Source organism: Actinomyces sp., from assembly GCF_030524025.1.
Lineage (GTDB): Bacteria > Actinomycetota > Actinomycetes > Actinomycetales > Actinomycetaceae > Actinomyces.
In genome coordinates, this window is sequence record NZ_JAUNHI010000010.1 from 28,266 (window position 1) to 46,691 (window position 18,426).

The window sequence follows — 18,426 nt, forward strand, 5'->3', positions numbered from 1 at the left end:
GAGTCTCTCAGGCCAGGGCGAGGCTGCGGTACCGGTTGACGGCCGCGGCGACGTCGACCATCCGGGGGCGCACGAAGAAGGCGGGGCGGGTGTCGAGGGCGTCCAGGCCCTCGTCATTGAGCAGCGCCTCCAAGTCCTCCAGACACTCCGACAGGGTCGAGACGCCGTCGAAGCGCCGCTCGAGCAGCGCCCGCAGGGCGTGGGCGATGGCCTCGGCCTGCCCCGGGTCGACGATGCCCGCCACGTCGGAGACGTCGATGTCCTCACGGTCGAGGGTCAGGGCGCCCACGCCGTGGGCCCGGGTGCGCACCGGCCCGCGCTTGACGCGCGGCGGGGCGGGCAGGGGGACCCGCTGCCGCGGGGCGGGGAAGCCGGGCAGGGCGGTGGCCGGACGCGGCTGGGCGGCGACGACGGCGGCGGCCTGCGCGGTTGCGTCGTGCAGCTCGTAGGAGTCCAGCAGCAGCACGCGGTCGGCGACGTCCAGGTAGTCGCCCGAGCCGCCCATGACCAGGATCGTCGAGACCCCAGCCTCGGCCAGCGCCCCAACGCGGTCGACCAGCGGGGTGATCGGCTCGCGCTCGGTCGACACGAGGGTGCGCATGCGGGCGTCGCGGATGAGCAGGTTCGTTGCCGAGGTGTCCTCGTCGAGCAGGAGCACCGAAGCGCCCACCTCGACGGCCTCCATGAGGGAGGCCGCCTGGGAGGTCGATCCCGAGGCGTTCTTGGTCGTGAAGGCGGCGGTGTCCCGTCCGGCGGGCAGGTGGGAGATGAACGGCGTCAGGTCCACCCCGGTCACGGCGCGCCCGTCGGCGGCGCGGATCTTGACCGCATCCGGTGCCGTGGCCACGAGCTCGCGGCCGTCGCCCGGCACGTGGGGGTAGACGCCGCGCTCGACGGCGCGCAGCAGTGTGGACTTGCCGTGGTACCCGCCGCCGACGATCACCGTGACCCCGGTGCCGATGGCGGTGCCCCGCACGGTCCCGGCGTGCGGCAGGCTGACGGTGGCCGCCAGCTCCTCGAGGGCGCGCAGGGGGACGGCGCCGGCGCGCATCGGCTCATCGCTCACCCCCGAGCGACGCGGCAGGAGGGAGCCGTCGGCGAGGAAGGCCACCCAGCCGGCCTCGCGCACCGCGGCACTCAGCGCGCGGTGGTCCTCCAGCGCGGCCACATGCGCCATGAGCCTGCGGGCGCGGTCCCCAGTGAGGTCGAGCCCGGCCGCCAGCTCCCGGGTCAGGTCCCGGCCGACGATCCGCGCCGCCTCGTGGCCCTGGACCGTGCGGCCCCGGGCGGGCAGGCTGAGGCGGGCGCGGATCTCAATGACCGGGGTCCCCCCGAGGTCCTCGGGCCACCCCTGCCCGGCGTGGGGACCCGCCGGAGGCGTGTCCCCCGCCGGCGCCGCGTCCGGGACCGGGTCGATAACGACGGCCGAGCGCTCGAGGATCTCCTGGCCCGGGGCGGCGATGGACAGGGCGGTGCCCCGGAACCCGGCCTGGAGCTCCCGGGTGAGGAAGTCGCCCAGGGCCAGGCGGCGGTCGGCGGTCGACAGGAGGTCGGCCTCGGCGAGCAGCTCGAGCCCGGGCGCCGAGACGGGGACGGTGACCCGGATGCGCGTGGGAGGCGCGTAGGGGTCGGCCTGCACCCGGTCGATGTGCAGGGCCCAGCCCTCGGGTGCGGCGTAACGTCCACGGATCGCCTTGTAGGCGGCGTAGGAGCGGCCGTCCAGGGCGTGGAGGTGGCCGATGAGGTCGCTCAGCGCGCCGTCGCGCGGCTCATCGTCGAAACGGCGTCGCGGCGCTGATCGGGCCTCGTCACGTCCCGGGCCTCGACGGTACCCCCGGTCTCCGCCGTCGCGGTGGCCCTCGTCTCCACGGCGGTAGCCGTGGCCCGCGTCATACCGGTCCTCGCGGTAGCGGCCGCGCTCCTGCTCACTCATGGGTCGATCCTGGCACACTGGCCGCATGCCGATGGAACCCAAGGACATGGTGGAGGCGGTCACCCGCACACTGGCTGAGCGCACGGGCCGGGGCCTCGAGGAGTGGGTGGCCCTGGTCGAGGCCGCGGCAGGCGAGGGCGCCCTCGACCCCGGCGACCCCAAGGCGGTTCGAGCCTGGCTCAAGTCCGAGCACGGCCTGCCGCAGAACTCCCGGTGGGCGGTGGCCGACGCCACGGCCCGCCGTCATGGCTGGGAGCCGCCGACCGTGGCGGGCCACACCGAGGCGATGTACTCGGGTCGCAAGGCGCCGCTGCGCCCGCTGCACGACGCGGTGGTCGAGGCGGGCCTCGCGCTGGGCGGGGTTGAGGCGCAGGGGCGTGCCGGCTACATCCCCCTGGTCCGTCGCACCCAGTTCGCCGCTGTGGGGCCGGGCACCTACGGCAGGCTGCGCGTGGGCCTGCGTTTCCGCACCGAGGTCCCCGACGACCGCCGTCTCGAACCGGCCAAGGGCTTCGCCCAGGCCACCCATGTCGTCCATGTGGCCCCGCACCAGGAGGGGACCGACCCCGGGGCGCTGGCCCGCTCCCTCGAGCCGCTGCTGCGTGCCGCCTGGGAGCAGAACTAGATGATTGACTCCAGGGGCTGGGCTGGGCTGGGTGACACGGGCCCGGGGCCACGGCCGGGCCCGGGCCCGGGGTCGGGGCGCCGGGGCAGGCAACAGACACGGCCCGGGCCGCCCCAGGAAGTTCGTCGGGTCGCTCCTTGGTCGGTGAGGTCGTGTGCCGGGCGTGCGACCTCACCGGCCAAGTGGCGACCTCGCCGGCTTAGAGCGTGCGCCGGCAGGTCAGGGCTTCCGGTTCGGTCGGGTGTCGAGCAGACCGCGTTCACAACCTCACAGGGAAGTACACCTAGTGTCGGTGCCGTGATGACCGACCTGAGCCTTGTGGCTTCCCTCCCGCCCGTCTCCCCGGCGACCGCCGCGCTGACGCCCCCGGCCGGCCTGGCCCCGGTACTGACGGGTTTCGTCACCGGGCTCGGGCTCATCGTGGCCATCGGCGCCCAGAATGCCTGGGTCCTGCGCCAGGGTGTGCGCCGCGAGCACGTTGGACTCGTTGTCGCCATCTGTGCGCTGAGCGACCTGGTCCTCATCGGCCTGGGCACGGCCGCGGTCGGCGCGGTCTCGGCGATGGCGCCCTGGGTGCTCGAGGTGCTGCGCTGGGGCGGCGTGCTCTACCTGCTGGGCTTCGCGCTGACATCCTTCCGCTCGGCCCTGCGGCCCGGGGCGCTGGAGGAGGCCGCCGCCCGGCCGGCGGCCTCCGTGGCTCTGACAACGATCGCCCTGACCTGGCTCAACCCCCACGTCTACCTCGACACCGTGCTCATGCTCGGCACCGTGACCAACAGCTTCGGCCCGCTGCGGTGGTGGGCGGCCGCCGGTGCTTGCCTGGCCTCCCTCGTGTGGTTCGCCGGGCTCGGGCTGGGGGCGCGGGCGCTGTCGCGTCCGCTGGGGCGTCCGACGACCTGGCGGGTCGTGGACGTCGGCGTCGGCGTCATCATGCTGCTCGTGGCCGCCAACCTCGCGTTCGGCGGGTGAGGGCGACCCCGGGCTCAAGTCTCAGGCGCCCGGGGCGCCCTCGGGCGGCAGGACGGCGGTCTGGGCGGGCAGGTCGATGAGGCCCACCGGGCAGCTGACCCCGTTGGGGCCGTGGTTGCAGTAGCCGCCGGGGTTCTTGTCGAGGTAGCCCTGGTGGTAGTCCTCGGCCAGGTAGAAGGGCCCGCCGAACTCGTCGTAGAGGTCGGCGGCCGGGCCGATCGTCGTCACGCAGGTGCCCAGCCCCAGCCGGGTCAGCTCCCCCTGGAAGGCCTCGCGGATGATGGCCGCGGCACTGGCCTGGGCGGGTGTCGTGGTCCACACCGCTGAGCGGTACTGGGTGCCGATGTCGTTGCCGTGCCGGTTGAGCTGGGTGGAGTCGTGGTTCTCCCAGAAGGTGCGCAGCAGCGACTCGCCGCCGGCGCCGCAGACCTCCGGGTCGTAGACCACCCGGACCGCCTCGGCGTGCCCGGTGGCCCCCGTGCAGACCTCCCGGTAGGTGGCGTTGGGGGTCGTCCCGCCCATGTAGCCCACCGCCGTGGAGACCACGCCGTCCTGACGCCACAAGATGCGCTCAACGCCCCAGAAGCAGCCCCCGGCGAGGTAGATGACCTCCGTCCCCGCCGGCCAGGGGCCGTTGATAGGCTTGTGCAGGACGACGTGCTCGCCCGGGTCGGGCAGGAGCGCCGACTCGCGTCCGGGCAGGTCGGTGGAACGTGCGGGCTTGGTCATGGCCGACACGCTATCGCGGCCATCGGTCCGGGAGAACCGGTCAGGCGTCCGCCCACGGCCGACGGCGCGGAGCGCCCCGCTCCACCGGGGAGGCGGAGCGCCCCGCGCAGCGTGGGTCGGCTCGTGCTACAGGGGGGTGACCTTGAGGATCTCGGCCGAGATCTCCTTGCCGTTGGGCGCCAGGTAGCTGACGGTCTGCCCCGCCCGGTGGCCCATGAGCGCCTTGCCCAGCGGGGCATCGGGGGAGAAGACCTTGACCCCCTCGGGCACGTCCTCGTTGATCTCCTGCCCGCCCAGGGCGAAGGTCTGCTCGCGTCCCGCGATCCGCGCCGTGACCACCGTGCCGGCCGAGACGGTCCCGTCCTCGGCCGCCTGGCCGATCTGCGCATGGTCGAGGATGTCGATGAGCTGGACGATCCGGGCCTCGTTGAGCGCCGCCTCCTCGCGCGCCGCGTGGTAGCCGGCGTTCTCCCGCAGGTCGCCCTCCTGGCGGGCGGCCTCGACGCGCTGGGCGATCTCCTTGCGCTCGGTGTCCTTGCGGCGCTGCAGCTCCTCGGTGAGACGATCGAAGGCCTCCTGGGTGAGCCAGGTGCCCTGGTTCTCGGTGCTCTCGTCAGCCATCTGGTCCTCCTTGCGGGTAGGTATGAGCAACGAGTGTAGTGCGCCTGCGCACCCTGGCTTCCCGGTTCCGTGTCGGCTCGTGTCGGCTCGTGGCGGAAGAGTTCGCCAAGCGGCAGGCGCGGTGTCTCATGGTGCCCCTGCCGGCGGGCTCCGCCGCCAGGCTCGGTGCTCCCGCGCGACCGAGCACGGTCATGCCGCGCAGGGCGGTGCGCCCGGCGTCCGGCGCGCCCCGCCGCCTCGCCCCGGTCCTCAGCTCCCCGTGCCCGGGCCGCTGGCCACCCCGGCGTTGCCCGCCTCGTCGGCGGACAGGGACCTGGCGGCGTCGTCGACGGCGGCGATGCGTCCGGCGACCCGGTCGAGCCGCGAGGCGAGCCGCTCGTCATAGCGGGCCAGGGCCCCGGCGCTGATCGTCGCGCGCACCCGGGCGCGCTCGGCCTCGACGTCGAAATGCGCCTCGGGCCAGGAGATCTCGAGCTCGGCCAGGGTGCGCAGGACCAGCTCGGTGACCGCCAGGCGCGCGTACCACTTGCGGTCCGCCGGGATGACGTACCAGGGGGCGTCGTCGAAGGACGTGGCGCGCAGCATCCGCTGGTAGACGGCGTGGTAGTCGAACCACTTCTCGCGGGTGTCCATGTCCGAGGTGGCGTACTTCCAGTGCTTGTCGGGCCGGTCGACCCGCTCGAGCAGCCGCAGGCCCTGCTCGTCGTAGGAGATCATGAGCGCCACCTTGATGACAGCGGTGCCCGCCGCCATGAGCTCGCGCTCGAAGTCGTGGATCTGCTCGATCCGGGCGGTCAAGGAGGCGTCGTCGAGCTGACCGGACACGGACGGAACGAGAATGTCCTCGTAGTGGGAACGGTCGAAGAAGCCGATGATCCCCGCGGGCGGGACCGCCTTGCGGATCCGCCACAGGAAGTCGTGGCTGCGCTCCTCGGCGGTGGGCGCCTTGAAGGCGGTCAGGCGCACCCCCTGCGGGTCCACCAGGCCCATGACATGGCGCGCCAGCCCGCCCTTGCCGGCGGTGTCCAGCCCCTGGGCCACGACAAGGAGCCGCCGGGGCGAGCCTTCGGTTGCGGCCGCGAAGAGCCGCTCCTGGAGCGAGGCGAGCAACGGGGTGATCGAGGAGGTGTAGGCCAGGGCCCGCTCCTCGCCTCCCGTCCATCCCGGGGTCGAGGCCTGGTCGAGGGAGGCGAGTTGAAGATCCGGGCCCACCCGCAGTGCCTGGCGAGGGTCGACGTCCCAGGCCTGGCGCTGGTGGGAGCCGGTCGACGCCGCGTTCTTCCTCGATGAGCCTTTCGCGCGCTTGGGTGCCATGCCCTCTCCTGCCCGTCCTGGCGTGGTCTGTCGGCGCCCCGACGCGTCGACGGCGGTGGTCCCCCGGGTAGGTTCATCCCGGTGGGTGAAGGGTAGCGCGGGAGGGTCGACGACGCCGGGGCATCGGCGGTGTCGGCCACGGACTCGTGCGGCAGGAGCGAGCCGGCGGCGATACGGCTGGGCAGCCGGCCACGCCGTTCAGGAGGAGGCTGCCAGGACCGCCAGGTAGCAGGCCGTGCAGTGGCAGGCCCAGGCCAGGACCGTGCACACGTGGAAGATCTCGTGGAAGCCGAACCAGCGCGGCAGCGGGTCGGGGCGCCGGCGGGCGTAGACGACGGCGCCGACCGTGTAGGTCACGCCCCCGGCCACGAGCAGGCACACGATGAGGGGACCGCCCGTCACCCAGAACTGGGGCAGGAACCAGATCGCCACCCAGCCCAGCACGACGTACAGCGCGGTGGACAGCCACCGCGGCGCCCCGGGCCACACCAGCGAGGTGGTGATGCCCAGCGCGGCGCCGCCCCACACGATCCCCAGCACGAGCCGTGCGGTCCCGCCGTCGAGCAGCGCCACGGACAGGGGCGTGTAGGTCCCGGCGATGAGCAGGTAGATCGTGGCGTGGTCCACCCGACGCAGCACGGCGGTCACCGCGGCGGGGAAGTGCCCGTTGGAGATGTGGTAGACCCCCGAGTTGGCGAAGAGCAGCAGCGAGGAGGCCAGGTAGGCGGCGCAGGCCCAGGTGAGTGCGGCTCCCGGGGCCAGGACGGTGAGCACGATGCAGGCCGCCAGTGCCAGGGGGGCAGTCGCGGCGTGGATCCAGCCGCGCAGCCTGGGCTTGACGGCGCGGACCAGGCCGGTGCCGGCCGAGACCGCCGCGGCCGGTCGAGCGGCAGCGCGTGGGGGCATGGGCCTCCTCATCAATGACGTGGGCCCGGTCGTGGCGCCCGACGGCGCCGGCGCGACCGAGCACCAAGCAACTTACGCCGTCGTAGGTTACGCCACCGTAGGTTGTTGTCCAAGGTGGGCGCGGTCCGTCCGACGCGATAGCGTGGGTCACGGATCGATCCGGCGGGGACCCGGCGGCGCGAGACCGAGGAGCCGTACCGAGCACGCAGGAGGGTCGAGGACAGCCATGGCAGGGGACAGCCTCGTCTACGAGCTCTATGAGCGCCGGCTCGCCGCACAGCTCGAGCCCGGGCGGGCGCCCGAGCACGTCGGTGTCATCCTCGACGGTAACCGGCGCTGGGCCCGCACCATGGGTATCGGGACCGCTCAGGGCCACAAGCGCGGGGCGGATAAGATCGAGGAGTTCCTCACCTGGGCAGATGACGCCGGGGTGCGGGTCGTCACCCTGTGGCTGCTGAGCACCGACAATCTCTCGCGGGACCCCGCCGAGCTCTCCCCGCTGCTCGACATCATCGCTCACGCCGTCGACGAGCTGGCGGCCGCCGGCAGGTGGCGGCTGCGGCTCGTCGGGGCCGTCAACCTCCTGCCCGTCCCCGTGGCCGAGCGCCTGCGCACGGCCGTGGCCTCGACGGCCGCCCCCGAACCGGTCGATCCGCCCGGGCGCCCCACGAACGGGCAGGACCCCGAGCCCGAGGCGGACACGCGGATGCAGGTCAATGTCGCGGTCGGCTACGGCGGCCGCCAGGAGATCGCCGACGCGGTGCGCGACCTCCTGCGCGAGCGCGCCGCGGCGGGCGACAGCATCATGGAGGTGGCCGAGACCCTGTCCGAGGAGGACATCACCGCCCACCTCTACACCAAGGGCCAGCCCGACCCGGACCTGGTCATCCGCACCTCGGGGGAGCAGCGGCTCTCGGGCTTCCTGCTGTGGCAGTCGGTGCACTCGGAGTTCTACTTCTGCGAGGTCTACTGGCCGGCCTTCCGGCGCATCGACTTCCTGCGGGCGCTGCGCGACTATGCCCGCAGGGAGCGCCGGCTGGGCAGGTAGGGCGACGCGGCGGCCGCGCTCAGCCAGGACGGCGGCACGCTGCGCGTCGAGCTCGAGGGCGATGAGCAGGCGCTGCCGAGCGGCATGCGGATGGGGGACAACGACTCCCGGCTGCTGTCGGTGGCGGTGTCGCTGGCGGGCCAGGGCGGTGAGGTCGTCGTGGTGTCCAAGGCTTCCTGCCCGGGGACACCGAGGAGAAGATGGCGCCCTGGGCGGAGGCGGTCTTCGACACCCTGGGCTCGGTGGTGCGCTCGGAGATCGCCGAGCTCGTCACGAGGATGCTCGACGAGGTGCCGCTCTCCTGACCTTGAGATCGGGACATATGGCACCTCGAGATCGGGACATATGGCTCGGGCCTGGCCCGCCGGGCCAGGCCCGAGCGGGACGCTCAGCCCTCGAGCTCGGCGCGGGTGGGCGGGTTGGCCCCCGCCCGTGAGACGGTGATATCGGCGACGGCGGCCGCGTGGCGCACGACCCGCTCGAGGGCCTCGGCGTCGATGGCGTGCAGCGCCTCGCGACGGTCGGCGCCCACGAGTCCCTCGGACCACAGCCCGTCCTCGAGGCCGCCCATGAAGGAGTCGCCGGCGCCCACCGTGTCGGCCACGACGACGTCGGGGCTGGCCGGCACCTCGAGGCGCAGCCCCGAGGAGGTCAGGGCCAGGGCCCCGTGCTTGCCCCGGGTGACCACGACCACGGCGGGGCCGGAGGCGAGCCAGCCGCGCAGGACCTCCTCGACGTCGGCCTGCTCCCCGTAGAGCCAGGAGATGTCCTCGTCGGAGCACTTGACAAGGTCGGACAGGGCGATGAGGCGCTCGACGGTGGTGCGGGCGGTCTCCGGGGCGCCCATGAGCTGGGGGCGGGCATTGGGGTCGTAGCAGATCGTTGAGACGGGTCGGAAGTCGGTGAGCACCCGCTCGACGGTCGTGGCACCCGGCTCGAGGATGGCGGCGATCGAGCCGGTGTGGACGAGCAGCGGCGCCTCATTGCCCTCGACGGGGGAGGGGTAGGGCGGGTTCCAGTCGAGGTCGAACAGGTAGGTGGCCGCCCGGTCCTCCCCGATGGTCGCCTCGGCGGTCGAGGTGCGGTCGGCGCCGTCGGAGCCCGGGGTCAGGCGCACGCCCGAGGCCTCGAGGTGGGAGCGCACGGCCAGGCCGCGCGGGTCGGTGCCGATCCAGCAGTCGAGCCAGGCCTCGCGGCCCAGCCGGCACAGCCCGAGGGCGACGTTGGCGGGCGAGCCGCCGGGGATGTCGCGGGGCGGCTGGCCGGGGTGGATGACGACGTCGACGAGGGCCTCGCCGATGACGAGGGCGGTGCCGTGGGGGCCGGGTGCGGTCATGGTGAGGGCTCCTTGATCTGGACGTGCCGGTGAGGGAGGCAGGACTGCGGGCGGACAGGATCAGGACGGGACGTCGTCGCGCTCGGCGACGGCGGCCAGGCGGGTGCGGGCGTCGTCGAGCCAGGACTGGCAGCGGGCGGCCAGGGCCTCGCCGCGCTCCCACAGGGTCAGCGCCTCCTCGAGGGGGACCTGTCCCGCCTCGAGACGCTGGACGACGCCGACCAGCTCCTCGCGGGCTCGCTCGTAAGGCATGGAGGCGACGTCGGCGTTGGCGTCGCCCGGGCCGGAGGGCTCGGCGGGGGAGGACAGGCTCATGGCCACGATTCTTGCACGCGCACGGCCCGGCGGACCCGGCCTCGAGGTGACCAACCGCTGGTTCTCGCGCCGGCACGCGGCGGCCGCGGGAGTGCTCCTCAAGGGGCGGGCTTCGTGGCGCCGACGACCTGGGCGACAAGCCGCCCCGAGGCGAGCACCCCCTCGAGGAGGTCGCCCTTCTTGACCTGGTCGGCACCGGTGACCACCGAGCCGCCCGGCAGCCGCAGGATGGCGTAGCCGCGGTCGAGCACGCCCTGGGGGGACAGGGCCGCCAGGCGCGCCCGCTCGGCCCGCAGGTCGGCGGCCGCCAGGGACAGCGAGGTGTCCAGGGCGCGGCGCAGGCGCTCGCGGGCGGCGTCGAGCTCGGTGAACTTGTCGCGCACGATGAGCGTGGGGTCGGTCATGACGGGGCGGGCGCGCACCTGGTCCAGGCCGCGCTGCTCGGACTCCAGCCGGGTGGACAGCACCGAGCGCATGCGTGCGCGGGCCCCCGCCAGGCCTGCGGTCTCCTCGGCCAGGTCGGGGACGATCCGGCGGGCCGCGTCCGTGGGGGTCGAGGCGCGGTAGTCCGCGACGAGGTCGAGCAGCGGGCTGTCGGACTCGTGGCCGATGGCCGAGACCAGGGGCGTGCGTGCCGCCGCCGCGGCCCGCACGAGGCCCTCGTCGCTGAAGGGCAGCAGGTCCTCGACCGCCCCGCCGCCCCGGGCGATGACGATGACGTCGATGGTGGGGTCGGCGTCGAGCTCGCGCAGGGCCGCCGTCACCTCCTGGACCGCCTGGGCGCCTTGGACGGCGACCTCGCGGACCTCGATGGGCAGGCCCGGCCAGCGCAGCCGGGCGTTGACGATGACGTCGTCCTTGGCCTTGGCGTTGCGCCCGCACACGAGCCCGACACGACGGGGCAGGAAGGGCAGGAGCTGTTTGCGGTCGGCCTCGAACAGGCCCTCGGCCGCCAGGACGCGGCGCAGCTGCTCGATGCGGGCCAGGAGGCTGCCGACCCCGACGGGCCGGATGTCGTCGGCGCGCAGGTCGAGGCTGCCGCGCTTGGTCCAGAAGCGGGGCTTGGCGCGCACGACGACGCGCGCCCCCTCGGTGAGCGGGGAGCCGGTGCGGGCCTCGATGGCGGCCAGCTCGCGGGTGAAGACGGACACCGACATGGAGAAGTCGGCCTCGGTGTCCCGCAGGGTGAGGTACTGCATCCCCGAGCCCGGGCGGCGGTTGAACTGGACGACCTGGCCCTCGACCCACACGTGGGTCATCTTGTCGACGTACTGCTCGATCTTCGCCGACAGCAGCCGCAGCGGCCACGGGTTGTCGGGGGTGGTCTCCCGCGCCAGGCGGGCGGTCGAGGCCCGGGGGGCCGGGGCCGCCCCGGGGGAGTCGGTCGCCCGGGGGCCGGTGGTGCGCTCGGCGGGGTCTGTCACGTGCACCACTGTGCCACGTCCGGGTATGGGTGCCCGCACCGCACTGTGGCACAGTGGTGGGCGTGACGAGCACAGACACCTCCGCGATCCCCACGGACGCAGCGGATGCAGTGACGGCCGGGGGGGCAGTGGCCGCCGGGGACGCAGGGAGCCCAGCGGATGCCGCGCCGGCGGGAGTGGGCGAGGCCGCCCCGGCCGTGGGCAGGCGCATCCTCCTGGCCGCGCCGCGCGGGTACTGCGCCGGGGTCGACCGGGCGGTCGACGCCGTCGAGCAGGCCCTGGCCCACTACGGGGCGCCGATCTACGTGCGCAAGGAGATCGTCCACAACAAGTACGTCGTCGAGGCGCTGTCGCGGCGCGGGGCGGTCTTCGTCTCGGAGACCGACGAGGTGCCGCCGGGGGCGCGGGTGGTCTTCTCCGCCCACGGCGTGTCGCCGGCGGTCCACGCCCAGGCCGCTGCGCGCCAGCTGCAGACCATCGACGCGACCTGCCCGCTGGTGACCAAGGTGCACAAGCAGGCGATCCGCTTCGCCGCCGAGGACTACGACATCATTCTTGTGGGGCACACCGGCCACGAGGAGGTCGAGGGCACCCAGGGCGAGGCCCCGGAGCACATTCAGGTGGTCAACGGTCCCCATGAGGTCGACCAGGTGGTCGTGCGCGACCCCGAGAAGGTCGTGTGGATCAGCCAGACGACGCTGAGTGTCGACGAGACGCTGGAGACGGTGCGCCTCCTGCGCGAGCGTTTCCCGGCGATGGTCGACCCGCCCGGGGACGACATCTGCTACGCCACCCAGAACCGCCAGGCGGCGGTCAAGGTCCTGGCGCCCCAGGTCGATGTCATGGTGGTTGTGGGCTCCGGGAACTCCTCGAACTCGGTGCGTCTCAAGGAGGTGGCCCTTGAGGCCGGCGCTCCCGCGGCCTACCGGGTCGACTTTGCCCGCGAGCTCGAGGAGCACTGGTTCGACGGCGCGAGCACGGTGGGCCTGACCTCGGGGGCATCGGTTCCCGAGATCCTTGTGCGTGAGGTGATCGACCGGCTCGGCGAGCTGGGCTTCGGTGAGGTCGAGGAGGTGCGCACGGCCACGGAGAGGATCTCCTTCTCTCTGCCCAAGAACCTGCGCGCCGATCTCAAGGCCGCGGGGGACCCGGCTGTCGGTCATGCCAGGCGCGAGCCCGCCCCCGACCACACCTGCTGACCGCCGGCGGATCGCGTGCCGATCGTCGGCTGGTCGTGCGTCGGCTGGTCGTGCTGTCCGTCAGGCAGCTGGTCGCGGGCCCGTGACCAGCGGGGGCGGCGGGAGCCGGGCGGTGTCAGCTGGCGATGAGGCGGGTGAGGCGGGTGGCGTCGGCGCACACACGCTCGAAGGGCACGACCCACACCGGGCCGCTGGGGCCGGGGGTCTCGACGACGAGGTTGTCCGCCTTGAGGCAGTCGAGGCGGCTGGCGGTGTCGTCGCCCTGGGTCTGCCAGGTGGGCTCGGAGGCGGGGATGACGTAGCCGCCGAGGGTCGGGGAGGCCCAGCGCAGGAGGAGCACCCGGGCGCCCTCCCGGGAGGAGACGTCGGGGTTGGCCGCCAGGGAGGAGGCCACGCCCTTGGCGGAGCCAATGCCGACGGCGGTGGCCAGCGCGCCGTAGGTGGTGCACAGCGCGGGGGTCTGCTCGGCGAGCTTGGCGATGGCGCGCGAGACGCGCTCGCGTGCGGAGGAGGCTGCGGCGGCGTCGGCGATGGCGCGCACCCGGGCACCGGTCAGGTGGGCGGTGCTGGCGAGTTCGGCCGAGCTCAGCCCTTGGGCGAGGCCGCTGAGAATGAGGGCGTCGCGCTCGTCACGCAGCGCCGCGAGCTGCTCCTGGAGACGCTCCTGCTCCCGCGCGAGCGCGCCCAGGCGCTCGACGACCTCGGAGGCGCCCTGCGGGGCCTGCGGGTGTGTGGCCGTGGCAGGAGCGCCGGCGAGGTTGCCGGACAGCTCGGGTTCGATGGCACCGCTCGTGGTGCTCGCTGTGCTCGCTGGACTGGACGTCATTTGTTAGAAGACCTTCAGGGATCGTGATGGGGTACGGGTGCAACCTTATATCGAAGGAGGGCTGGGCGGTCGAACCGGCGCTAGGATCCGTGAAGATTCGCAGAATCGCACAGCGCGCGGCGCCCCGTGGATGTGGGGCGGATCAACTCCTGCACCTCCCTCGATGCCGTCATGCTAACCGCTGGCTGGCCGAAAGTCCCGCAATGTCGCGCCAAGACCTTTCGGCGGAGCGCCGCCGAAAAATCGTTACGCAACTGTGACCGGAGGCGTGTCGGGGGTCTTCAGTTTTCATTACAGTTCGTCAACAACTTCGCCGCCTGTCAGTTCGGGGCTGGTCAGTTGTCTCACCTGGGCGTCATCATCCCTGATTTCCGCAGGTGAGACCAGGGTCTCGGCGAGTGTGTCGATGCTTCGGGCGGTGACGAGCAGGCGCGACTCCATCGATCCGACGGCCTGGTTGTAGGCGGTGACCGACCGGGTCAGGGCGCTGCCCAGTGTGTCAAGGTGGCGTGCCACGGTGCCCAGGCGCTGGTAGAGGGTCTTGCCCAGGGCGAGCAGCTCGCGGGCGTCGTCGTTGACGGCGGTGCGCGCCCAGGCGGTGGCGCAGGTGCGCAGGAGGGCGAGCAGGGACGTGGGGGTGGTCAGCGCGACGCCGCGGTCCAGGGCGTGGCCCAGCAGGGAGGGGTCGGCCTCGAGGGCGGCCGCCAGGATGGGCTCGGCGGGGATGAAGAGGACGACGAGCTCGGGGGAGTCGCCCAGGGCCTGGTCGTAGTGCCGCCCGGCCAGGGTGTCGACATGGGCGCGCAGCGCCTTGGCATGGGCGGCGAGCAGCTCGGCGCGCCGGCTCTCCTGCGGGCCGGTGGCGCCGTCGGCGGGCAGGGCGCAGGCCTCGAGGTAGGAGTCGAGGGGGACTTTGGCGTCCACGGCCAGGTGCCCGTCCCCCGGGAGGTGGACGACGACGTCGGGCCGGGCGCGCCCGGCCCCCTCGCCACCGGCCCGGGCCCCGCCGCGGCGGGCGAGCACCGAGCCGAGGGAGCGCTGCTCGGAGAAGTCGACGTGGCGCATCATGCCCGAGGCCTCCAGGACGCGGACGAGCTCGACCTCTCCCCAGAGGCCGCGCGTGCTGCGCGAGCGCAGGGCGCCCTCGAGGGAGGCGGTGACCCGGCGCAGCTCGCGCTCGGAGGCGGCGCCGGCGCGCAGCTGCTCGGACAGGGAGGCGTGCTGGGCGGCGCGCTGCTTCTCCATGGCCTCCACGCGCGCGCCGACCTGCTCGAGCTGGCTGCGCACGGGGGCCAGCGCCCGCAGCACGGAGCCGTCGCGCTCGGCCCGCTCCTCGGCGATCTGCGTGCGGGCCGCCAGCTCCTCGGCGCGTGCCTGCCACTGGGCGGCCTCGGCCCGCAGGGAGGCGGACTCCTCCTGCCCGCCGGCGCGCGCGCCCGCGGTGCGGGCGATGGCCGCCGCGTAGCCGATCACGGCGCCGGCGCACAGGCCGACCAGGAGAAGGAGGAGGGGCAGGACGGTGCTCATGGGGCCAGCATGCCGCGGGGCTGTGACATGAACCCGGGCCGCTAGACTCGCGCCGTGGCACTCACCATCGGAATCGTCGGACTGCCCAACGTCGGCAAGTCCACCCTGTTCAACGCCCTGACCCGCGCGACCGTGCTCGCGGCGAACTACCCCTTCGCCACGATCGAGCCCAATGTCGGCGTGGTGCCGCTGCCCGACGGGCGCCTGGACCGGCTGGCCGAGCTCTTCGAGTCCCAGCGCACCGTGCCGGCCACCGTGTCCTTCGTCGACATCGCGGGCATCGTGCGCGGGGCCAGCGAGGGTGAGGGCCTGGGCAACCAGTTCCTGGCCAACATCCGTGAGGCCGACGCGATCTGCATGGTCACCCGCGCCTTCGAGGACCCCGACGTCGTCCACGTCGACGGCAAGGTCGAGCCGGCCGGGGACATCGAGACCATCGCCACCGAGCTCGTCCTCGCCGACATCCAGACCCTGGAGAAGGCCATCCCGCGCCTGGAGAAGGAGGTGCGCGGGCGCAAGACCGACCCGGCGGTCCTCGAGACCGCCAAGGCGGCGATGGGTGTCCTGGAGGAGGGCACGCTCCTGTCGGCGGGCGCGGCGGCCGCCGGGATCGACCAGGAGGTGCTGCGCGGGTTCCAGCTGATGACGACCAAGCCCTTCATCTACGTGTTCAACATGGACGACGCTGGGATGAACGACGCCTCCCGGCAGGCCGAGCTGCGCGCGCTGGTGGCCCCGGCCGAGGCGGTGTTCCTCGACGCCCAGTTCGAGGCCGAGCTCGTCGAGCTCGAGCCTGAGGAGGCGGTGGAGATGCTGCACGACAACGGCCAGGAGGAGTCGGGTCTCGATAAGCTGGCGCGGGTCGGCTTCGACACTCTGGGGCTGCAGACCTACCTGACGGCGGGCCCCAAGGAGGCTCGCGCCTGGACGATCCGCAAGGGGGCGACGGCCCCGCAGGCGGCCGGCGTCATCCACACCGACTTCGAGCGGGGCTTCATCAAGGCCGAGATCGTCTCCTACGACGACCTCATCGAGTACGGCTCGGTCGCCGAGGCCCGCGCCCACGGGAAGGTGCGCATGGAGGGCAAGGACTATGTCATGGCCGACGGCGACGTCGTCGAGTTCCGCTTCAACGTGTGAGGCGGTGAGGGCAGGAGGCGGTCGACCTTGAGTCCTGCCCGTGTCGACCACCGAGGGCAGGGCGACCCTGAGCTGTCGGAGCCCGGGCGTAGCCTGGCGCGTGAGGAGGTGGACTGATGACGACCGAGATGATCTGTGATCCGCAAGACACCCCGGGCCTGCGCAAGGCTCGAGGTGCCTTCTTCACGCCTCCAGATATCGCGAGCTTCATCGTGGACTGGGCGGTCCGGCGGCCGACGGACCGCATCCTGGAGCCGTCCACCGGTGACGCCGAGTTTCTCGTCCACGCCGTCGAGAGGCTCACGAGTCTCGGAGCTGACCGACCGGTTGTGTTCGGCTCCGAGCTGCACGCCTGGAGCGCAGAGGAGGGGCGGCGCCGAGTGGCCTCAGCCGGTGGCGTCGCGGAGATCGAGGTGGGAGACTTCTTCGGCCGTGCTGTCACCCCGGTCCACGACGCTGTCATCGGAAATCCGCCATACATTCGCTTCCAGGACTTCTCCGGTGAGCAGCGGTCACGAGCCCGCTCTGCCGCTTTGCGTGGCGGTGTTGCTCTGTCCGGCCTCGCATCCGCCTGGGCGGCTTTCACAGTCGTCTCGGCGCTGCACCTGCGCGCGGGCGGCCGGCTGGGATTCGTGCTGCCCGCCGAGCTTCTCAGCGCCAACTACGCCGGGGCTGTACGCAGGTTCCTGTTCGAGAACTTTGGATCGATCGAGCTAGTTCTGTTCGACGAGCGTGTCTTCGCTGAGGCTGAGACGGAGGCCGTTCTGCTACTTGCGTCCGGCTATGGCGAGGGGCCGGCACCCGCGGCTTTGATCCGGCAGGTTCGCAGCGCCGCAGAGCTTCAGGCTGTGCCGCCCGGCGTGGTGTGGACTCCGGACGACCCGGCGCAGAAGTGGGCTGGTGCGACTATCAGTGCGAGCGCCACCTCCGCATTGCTTGACGCCACTGCGGCCGGCCAGTTTCAACCGCTCGCGACATGGGGTGAGACCAGGCTGGGCATGGTGACAGGCGCCAACAAGTTCTTTGCCATGACTCCCGACATGGTAGCTGAGGCAGGTCTTGCCCCAGAGGAGACCTTGTTGTTGTCGCCCCCGGGCTCGGCTCACCTGCGCGGACTGGAACTGTCCTGCGAGGCCCTGCATGAGCTCGGGGGGAAGGGGCAGAGGACCCGCTTGTTCTACCCGGCTGAAGGCGCTCTGAGCGAGGCTGCGGAGGCCTATCTCAAGATCGGCATCGCCGCGGGAGTCGACCAGACCTACAAGAGTCGGGCGCGCCGCATCTGGTGGCAGGTCCCGCTCCTCAAGCCAGCTGACCTGTTTCTGACCTACATGAACGCTGACACGGTGCGCCTGGTCACGAACTCGGCGAGAGCCCACCACCTCAACAGCGTGCATGGTGTGTACCTGCACCCGGTGACGGCGCTGCTCGGTCGTGAGCTGCTCCCTCTTGCGGCGCTCAACAGCTACACCATGCTCAGCGCCGAGCTCGCTGGACGGGCCTATGGTGGCGGGGTGCTCAAGATGGAGCCTGGTGAGGCGTCGCGATGGTTGGTGCCCTCGCCCCACACTCTCGAGTCTGCGCGTGAGGCCCTGCGCGCCATCCTGCCCCAGGTGAGCGGCACGCTGCGGCGCAGCCGGCTTGCTGAGGCGGTCGAGCTGGTTGACGAGGTGCTCCTGGTGCAGGCTCTCGGTATTCCCCGTGCCTGTGTCTGCGCCGTGAGGGAGGCCCGCGACCGCCTCGCTGGACGACGGGAGGCCCGTAGCCGTGGCATCTAGGATCGAAGCGGCGTTGGAAGCCGCTATCAAAGAATGTGGGCAGAAGCCGGATGACACTGCCGCCCAGGCCCAGAAGAAGAACTATAATGAGCGGGTCTCGGCCGCTGTGGCTCGTGTGCTGGCCGAGGAGCTGCGACAGCGAGGCATGGCAGAGGCTCTTCCCTCCGGCTCGGGTGCCACGAGGACTAGTGGGGCCGAGCGGCGCCTCGCCGGCGGCATCGGCGCCAAGAAGGTCGACGTGACATGGGCGACCGAGGAGTCCGGGCTCATTCTGGCCATCAGTGTGAAGACCATCTTGTTCAAGGATGGCAAGTCGGGCAACTATCAGAAGAACTTGACTAACCGTCGTGCCGACATGCTCAACGAAGCGGTCACTTTGCACCGCCGTTTTCCGTATGCCGTGCTCGCTGGTTTTCTCATGCTTGACTCAGGGGCGGAGCATGACGAGACGGCCCGTCGTCGTTCCACCTTCGTCAATGTTGGACCCAGGTTCCGTCTGTTCACCGGCCGCGTGGACCCCGCTGGGCGAGATGAGCAGTACGAGAAATTCTATGCCGTGCTCGTCGATCTTAACATCGTCGAGCCATCGGTGAGAGTCTTCGAGGTCAATGACTTGGAGACCGAGGTGTCTCTTGATGAGATGTTTGACGACCTGGTGACGCTCGTCGGAGAGAGGAACTTCGACCTCTACGAGGGTGTTGCCGGTCAGGTCGTCAAGCTCTGACCCGTGACGTCCTCG

At 72.2% G+C, this 18,426-nt stretch carries 17 protein-coding genes; 7 read left to right on the plus strand and 10 right to left on the minus strand.

The window, feature by feature from the left end; all coding sequences use genetic code 11:
• Positions 1 to 7: 7 nt before the first annotated feature.
• On the minus strand, positions 8 to 1,933 hold the full coding sequence (locus Q4C85_RS05620; RefSeq protein WP_303140485.1) for an ABC-ATPase domain-containing protein: 1,926 nt from the start codon (positions 1,931 to 1,933) through the stop codon (positions 8 to 10).
• Positions 1,934 to 1,958: 25 nt separating this feature from the next.
• Here Q4C85_RS05620 and Q4C85_RS05625 point away from each other — a divergent pair, with 25 nt between their 5' ends.
• Positions 1,959 to 2,558 carry a DUF5655 domain-containing protein gene (locus tag Q4C85_RS05625; RefSeq protein ID WP_303140487.1) on the plus strand — a complete coding sequence of 200 codons (600 nt, stop codon included), beginning with the start codon at positions 1,959 to 1,961 and terminating at the stop codon, positions 2,556 to 2,558.
• 300 nt (positions 2,559 to 2,858) lie between these two features.
• The gene (locus Q4C85_RS05630) at positions 2,859 to 3,527 is read left to right on the plus strand and encodes a LysE/ArgO family amino acid transporter (RefSeq protein ID WP_303140543.1); all 669 of its coding nucleotides are present in this window, start codon (positions 2,859 to 2,861) and stop codon (positions 3,525 to 3,527) included.
• Between the two features lie 21 nt (positions 3,528 to 3,548).
• On the opposite strand, the gene msrA is transcribed toward Q4C85_RS05630, so the two are convergent.
• From msrA to Q4C85_RS05650, 4 genes are all read right to left on the minus strand, one after another.
• The gene (msrA, locus tag Q4C85_RS05635) at positions 3,549 to 4,256 is read right to left on the minus strand and encodes a peptide-methionine (S)-S-oxide reductase MsrA (protein WP_303140489.1); all 708 of its coding nucleotides are present in this window, start codon (positions 4,254 to 4,256) and stop codon (positions 3,549 to 3,551) included.
• Positions 4,257 to 4,382: 126 nt separating this feature from the next.
• Positions 4,383 to 4,877, minus strand: a complete 495-nt coding sequence (locus tag Q4C85_RS05640) for a transcription elongation factor GreA (protein ID WP_303140491.1) — start codon at positions 4,875 to 4,877, stop codon at positions 4,383 to 4,385.
• Between the two features lie 249 nt (positions 4,878 to 5,126).
• Positions 5,127 to 6,191, minus strand: coding sequence for a PPK2 family polyphosphate kinase (locus tag Q4C85_RS05645; protein WP_303140493.1), 1,065 nt, complete (start codon positions 6,189 to 6,191; stop codon positions 5,127 to 5,129).
• Between the two features lie 198 nt (positions 6,192 to 6,389).
• Positions 6,390 to 7,097, minus strand: coding sequence for a hemolysin III family protein (locus tag Q4C85_RS05650; RefSeq protein ID WP_303140495.1), 708 nt, complete (start codon positions 7,095 to 7,097; stop codon positions 6,390 to 6,392).
• Between the two features lie 226 nt (positions 7,098 to 7,323).
• On the opposite strand from Q4C85_RS05650, the gene Q4C85_RS05655 reads away from it, so the two are divergent.
• A complete protein-coding gene (locus tag Q4C85_RS05655; RefSeq protein WP_303140497.1) occupies positions 7,324 to 8,145 on the plus strand; it encodes an isoprenyl transferase in 822 nt (273 codons plus the stop codon).
• Between the two features lie 388 nt (positions 8,146 to 8,533).
• Here the strand turns inward: Q4C85_RS05655 and Q4C85_RS05660 are convergent, their stop codons facing one another.
• The 3 genes from Q4C85_RS05660 to xseA form a co-directional block, all read right to left on the minus strand.
• Positions 8,534 to 9,481 carry a carbohydrate kinase gene (locus tag Q4C85_RS05660; protein WP_303140499.1) on the minus strand — a complete coding sequence of 316 codons (948 nt, stop codon included), beginning with the start codon at positions 9,479 to 9,481 and terminating at the stop codon, positions 8,534 to 8,536.
• 60 nt (positions 9,482 to 9,541) lie between these two features.
• Entirely contained in the window at positions 9,542 to 9,796 is a 255-nt protein-coding gene (locus tag Q4C85_RS05665) for an exodeoxyribonuclease VII small subunit (RefSeq protein ID WP_303140501.1), read from the minus strand.
• Between the two features lie 98 nt (positions 9,797 to 9,894).
• Positions 9,895 to 11,220 (minus strand): exodeoxyribonuclease VII large subunit, encoded by a 1,326-nt coding sequence (xseA, locus tag Q4C85_RS05670; RefSeq protein WP_303140502.1) that lies wholly within the window; start codon positions 11,218 to 11,220, stop codon positions 9,895 to 9,897.
• Positions 11,221 to 11,396: 176 nt separating this feature from the next.
• Between xseA and Q4C85_RS05675 the strand changes: the two genes are divergently transcribed.
• Positions 11,397 to 12,419, plus strand: coding sequence for a 4-hydroxy-3-methylbut-2-enyl diphosphate reductase (locus Q4C85_RS05675; protein ID WP_303140545.1), 1,023 nt, complete (start codon positions 11,397 to 11,399; stop codon positions 12,417 to 12,419).
• A 115-nt stretch (positions 12,420 to 12,534) separates the two neighbouring features.
• On the opposite strand, the gene Q4C85_RS05680 is transcribed toward Q4C85_RS05675, so the two are convergent.
• Together Q4C85_RS05680 and Q4C85_RS05685 are read right to left on the minus strand one after the other, a co-directional pair.
• The gene (locus Q4C85_RS05680; protein ID WP_303140504.1) at positions 12,535 to 13,245 is read right to left on the minus strand and encodes a hypothetical protein; all 711 of its coding nucleotides are present in this window, start codon (positions 13,243 to 13,245) and stop codon (positions 12,535 to 12,537) included.
• Between the two features lie 291 nt (positions 13,246 to 13,536).
• Positions 13,537 to 14,772: a DNA recombination protein RmuC gene (locus Q4C85_RS05685; RefSeq protein ID WP_303140505.1), complete on the minus strand. Its 1,236-nt coding sequence runs from the start codon at positions 14,770 to 14,772 to the stop codon at positions 13,537 to 13,539.
• Positions 14,773 to 14,826: 54 nt separating this feature from the next.
• Between Q4C85_RS05685 and ychF the strand changes: the two genes are divergently transcribed.
• The 3 genes from ychF (at position 14,827) to Q4C85_RS05700 (ending at position 18,411) form a co-directional block, all read left to right on the plus strand.
• The gene (ychF, locus tag Q4C85_RS05690) at positions 14,827 to 15,912 is read left to right on the plus strand and encodes a redox-regulated ATPase YchF (RefSeq protein WP_303140506.1); all 1,086 of its coding nucleotides are present in this window, start codon (positions 14,827 to 14,829) and stop codon (positions 15,910 to 15,912) included.
• Between the two features lie 116 nt (positions 15,913 to 16,028).
• On the plus strand, positions 16,029 to 17,687 hold the full coding sequence (locus tag Q4C85_RS05695) for an N-6 DNA methylase (protein ID WP_303140507.1): 1,659 nt from the start codon (positions 16,029 to 16,031) through the stop codon (positions 17,685 to 17,687).
• Complete coding sequence (locus Q4C85_RS05700) at positions 17,677 to 18,411, plus strand: hypothetical protein (RefSeq protein WP_303140509.1); 735 nt, start codon at positions 17,677 to 17,679, stop codon at positions 18,409 to 18,411. The genes Q4C85_RS05695 and Q4C85_RS05700 overlap by 11 nt, the downstream gene beginning before the upstream one ends.
• Positions 18,412 to 18,426: the final 15 nt, after the last annotated feature.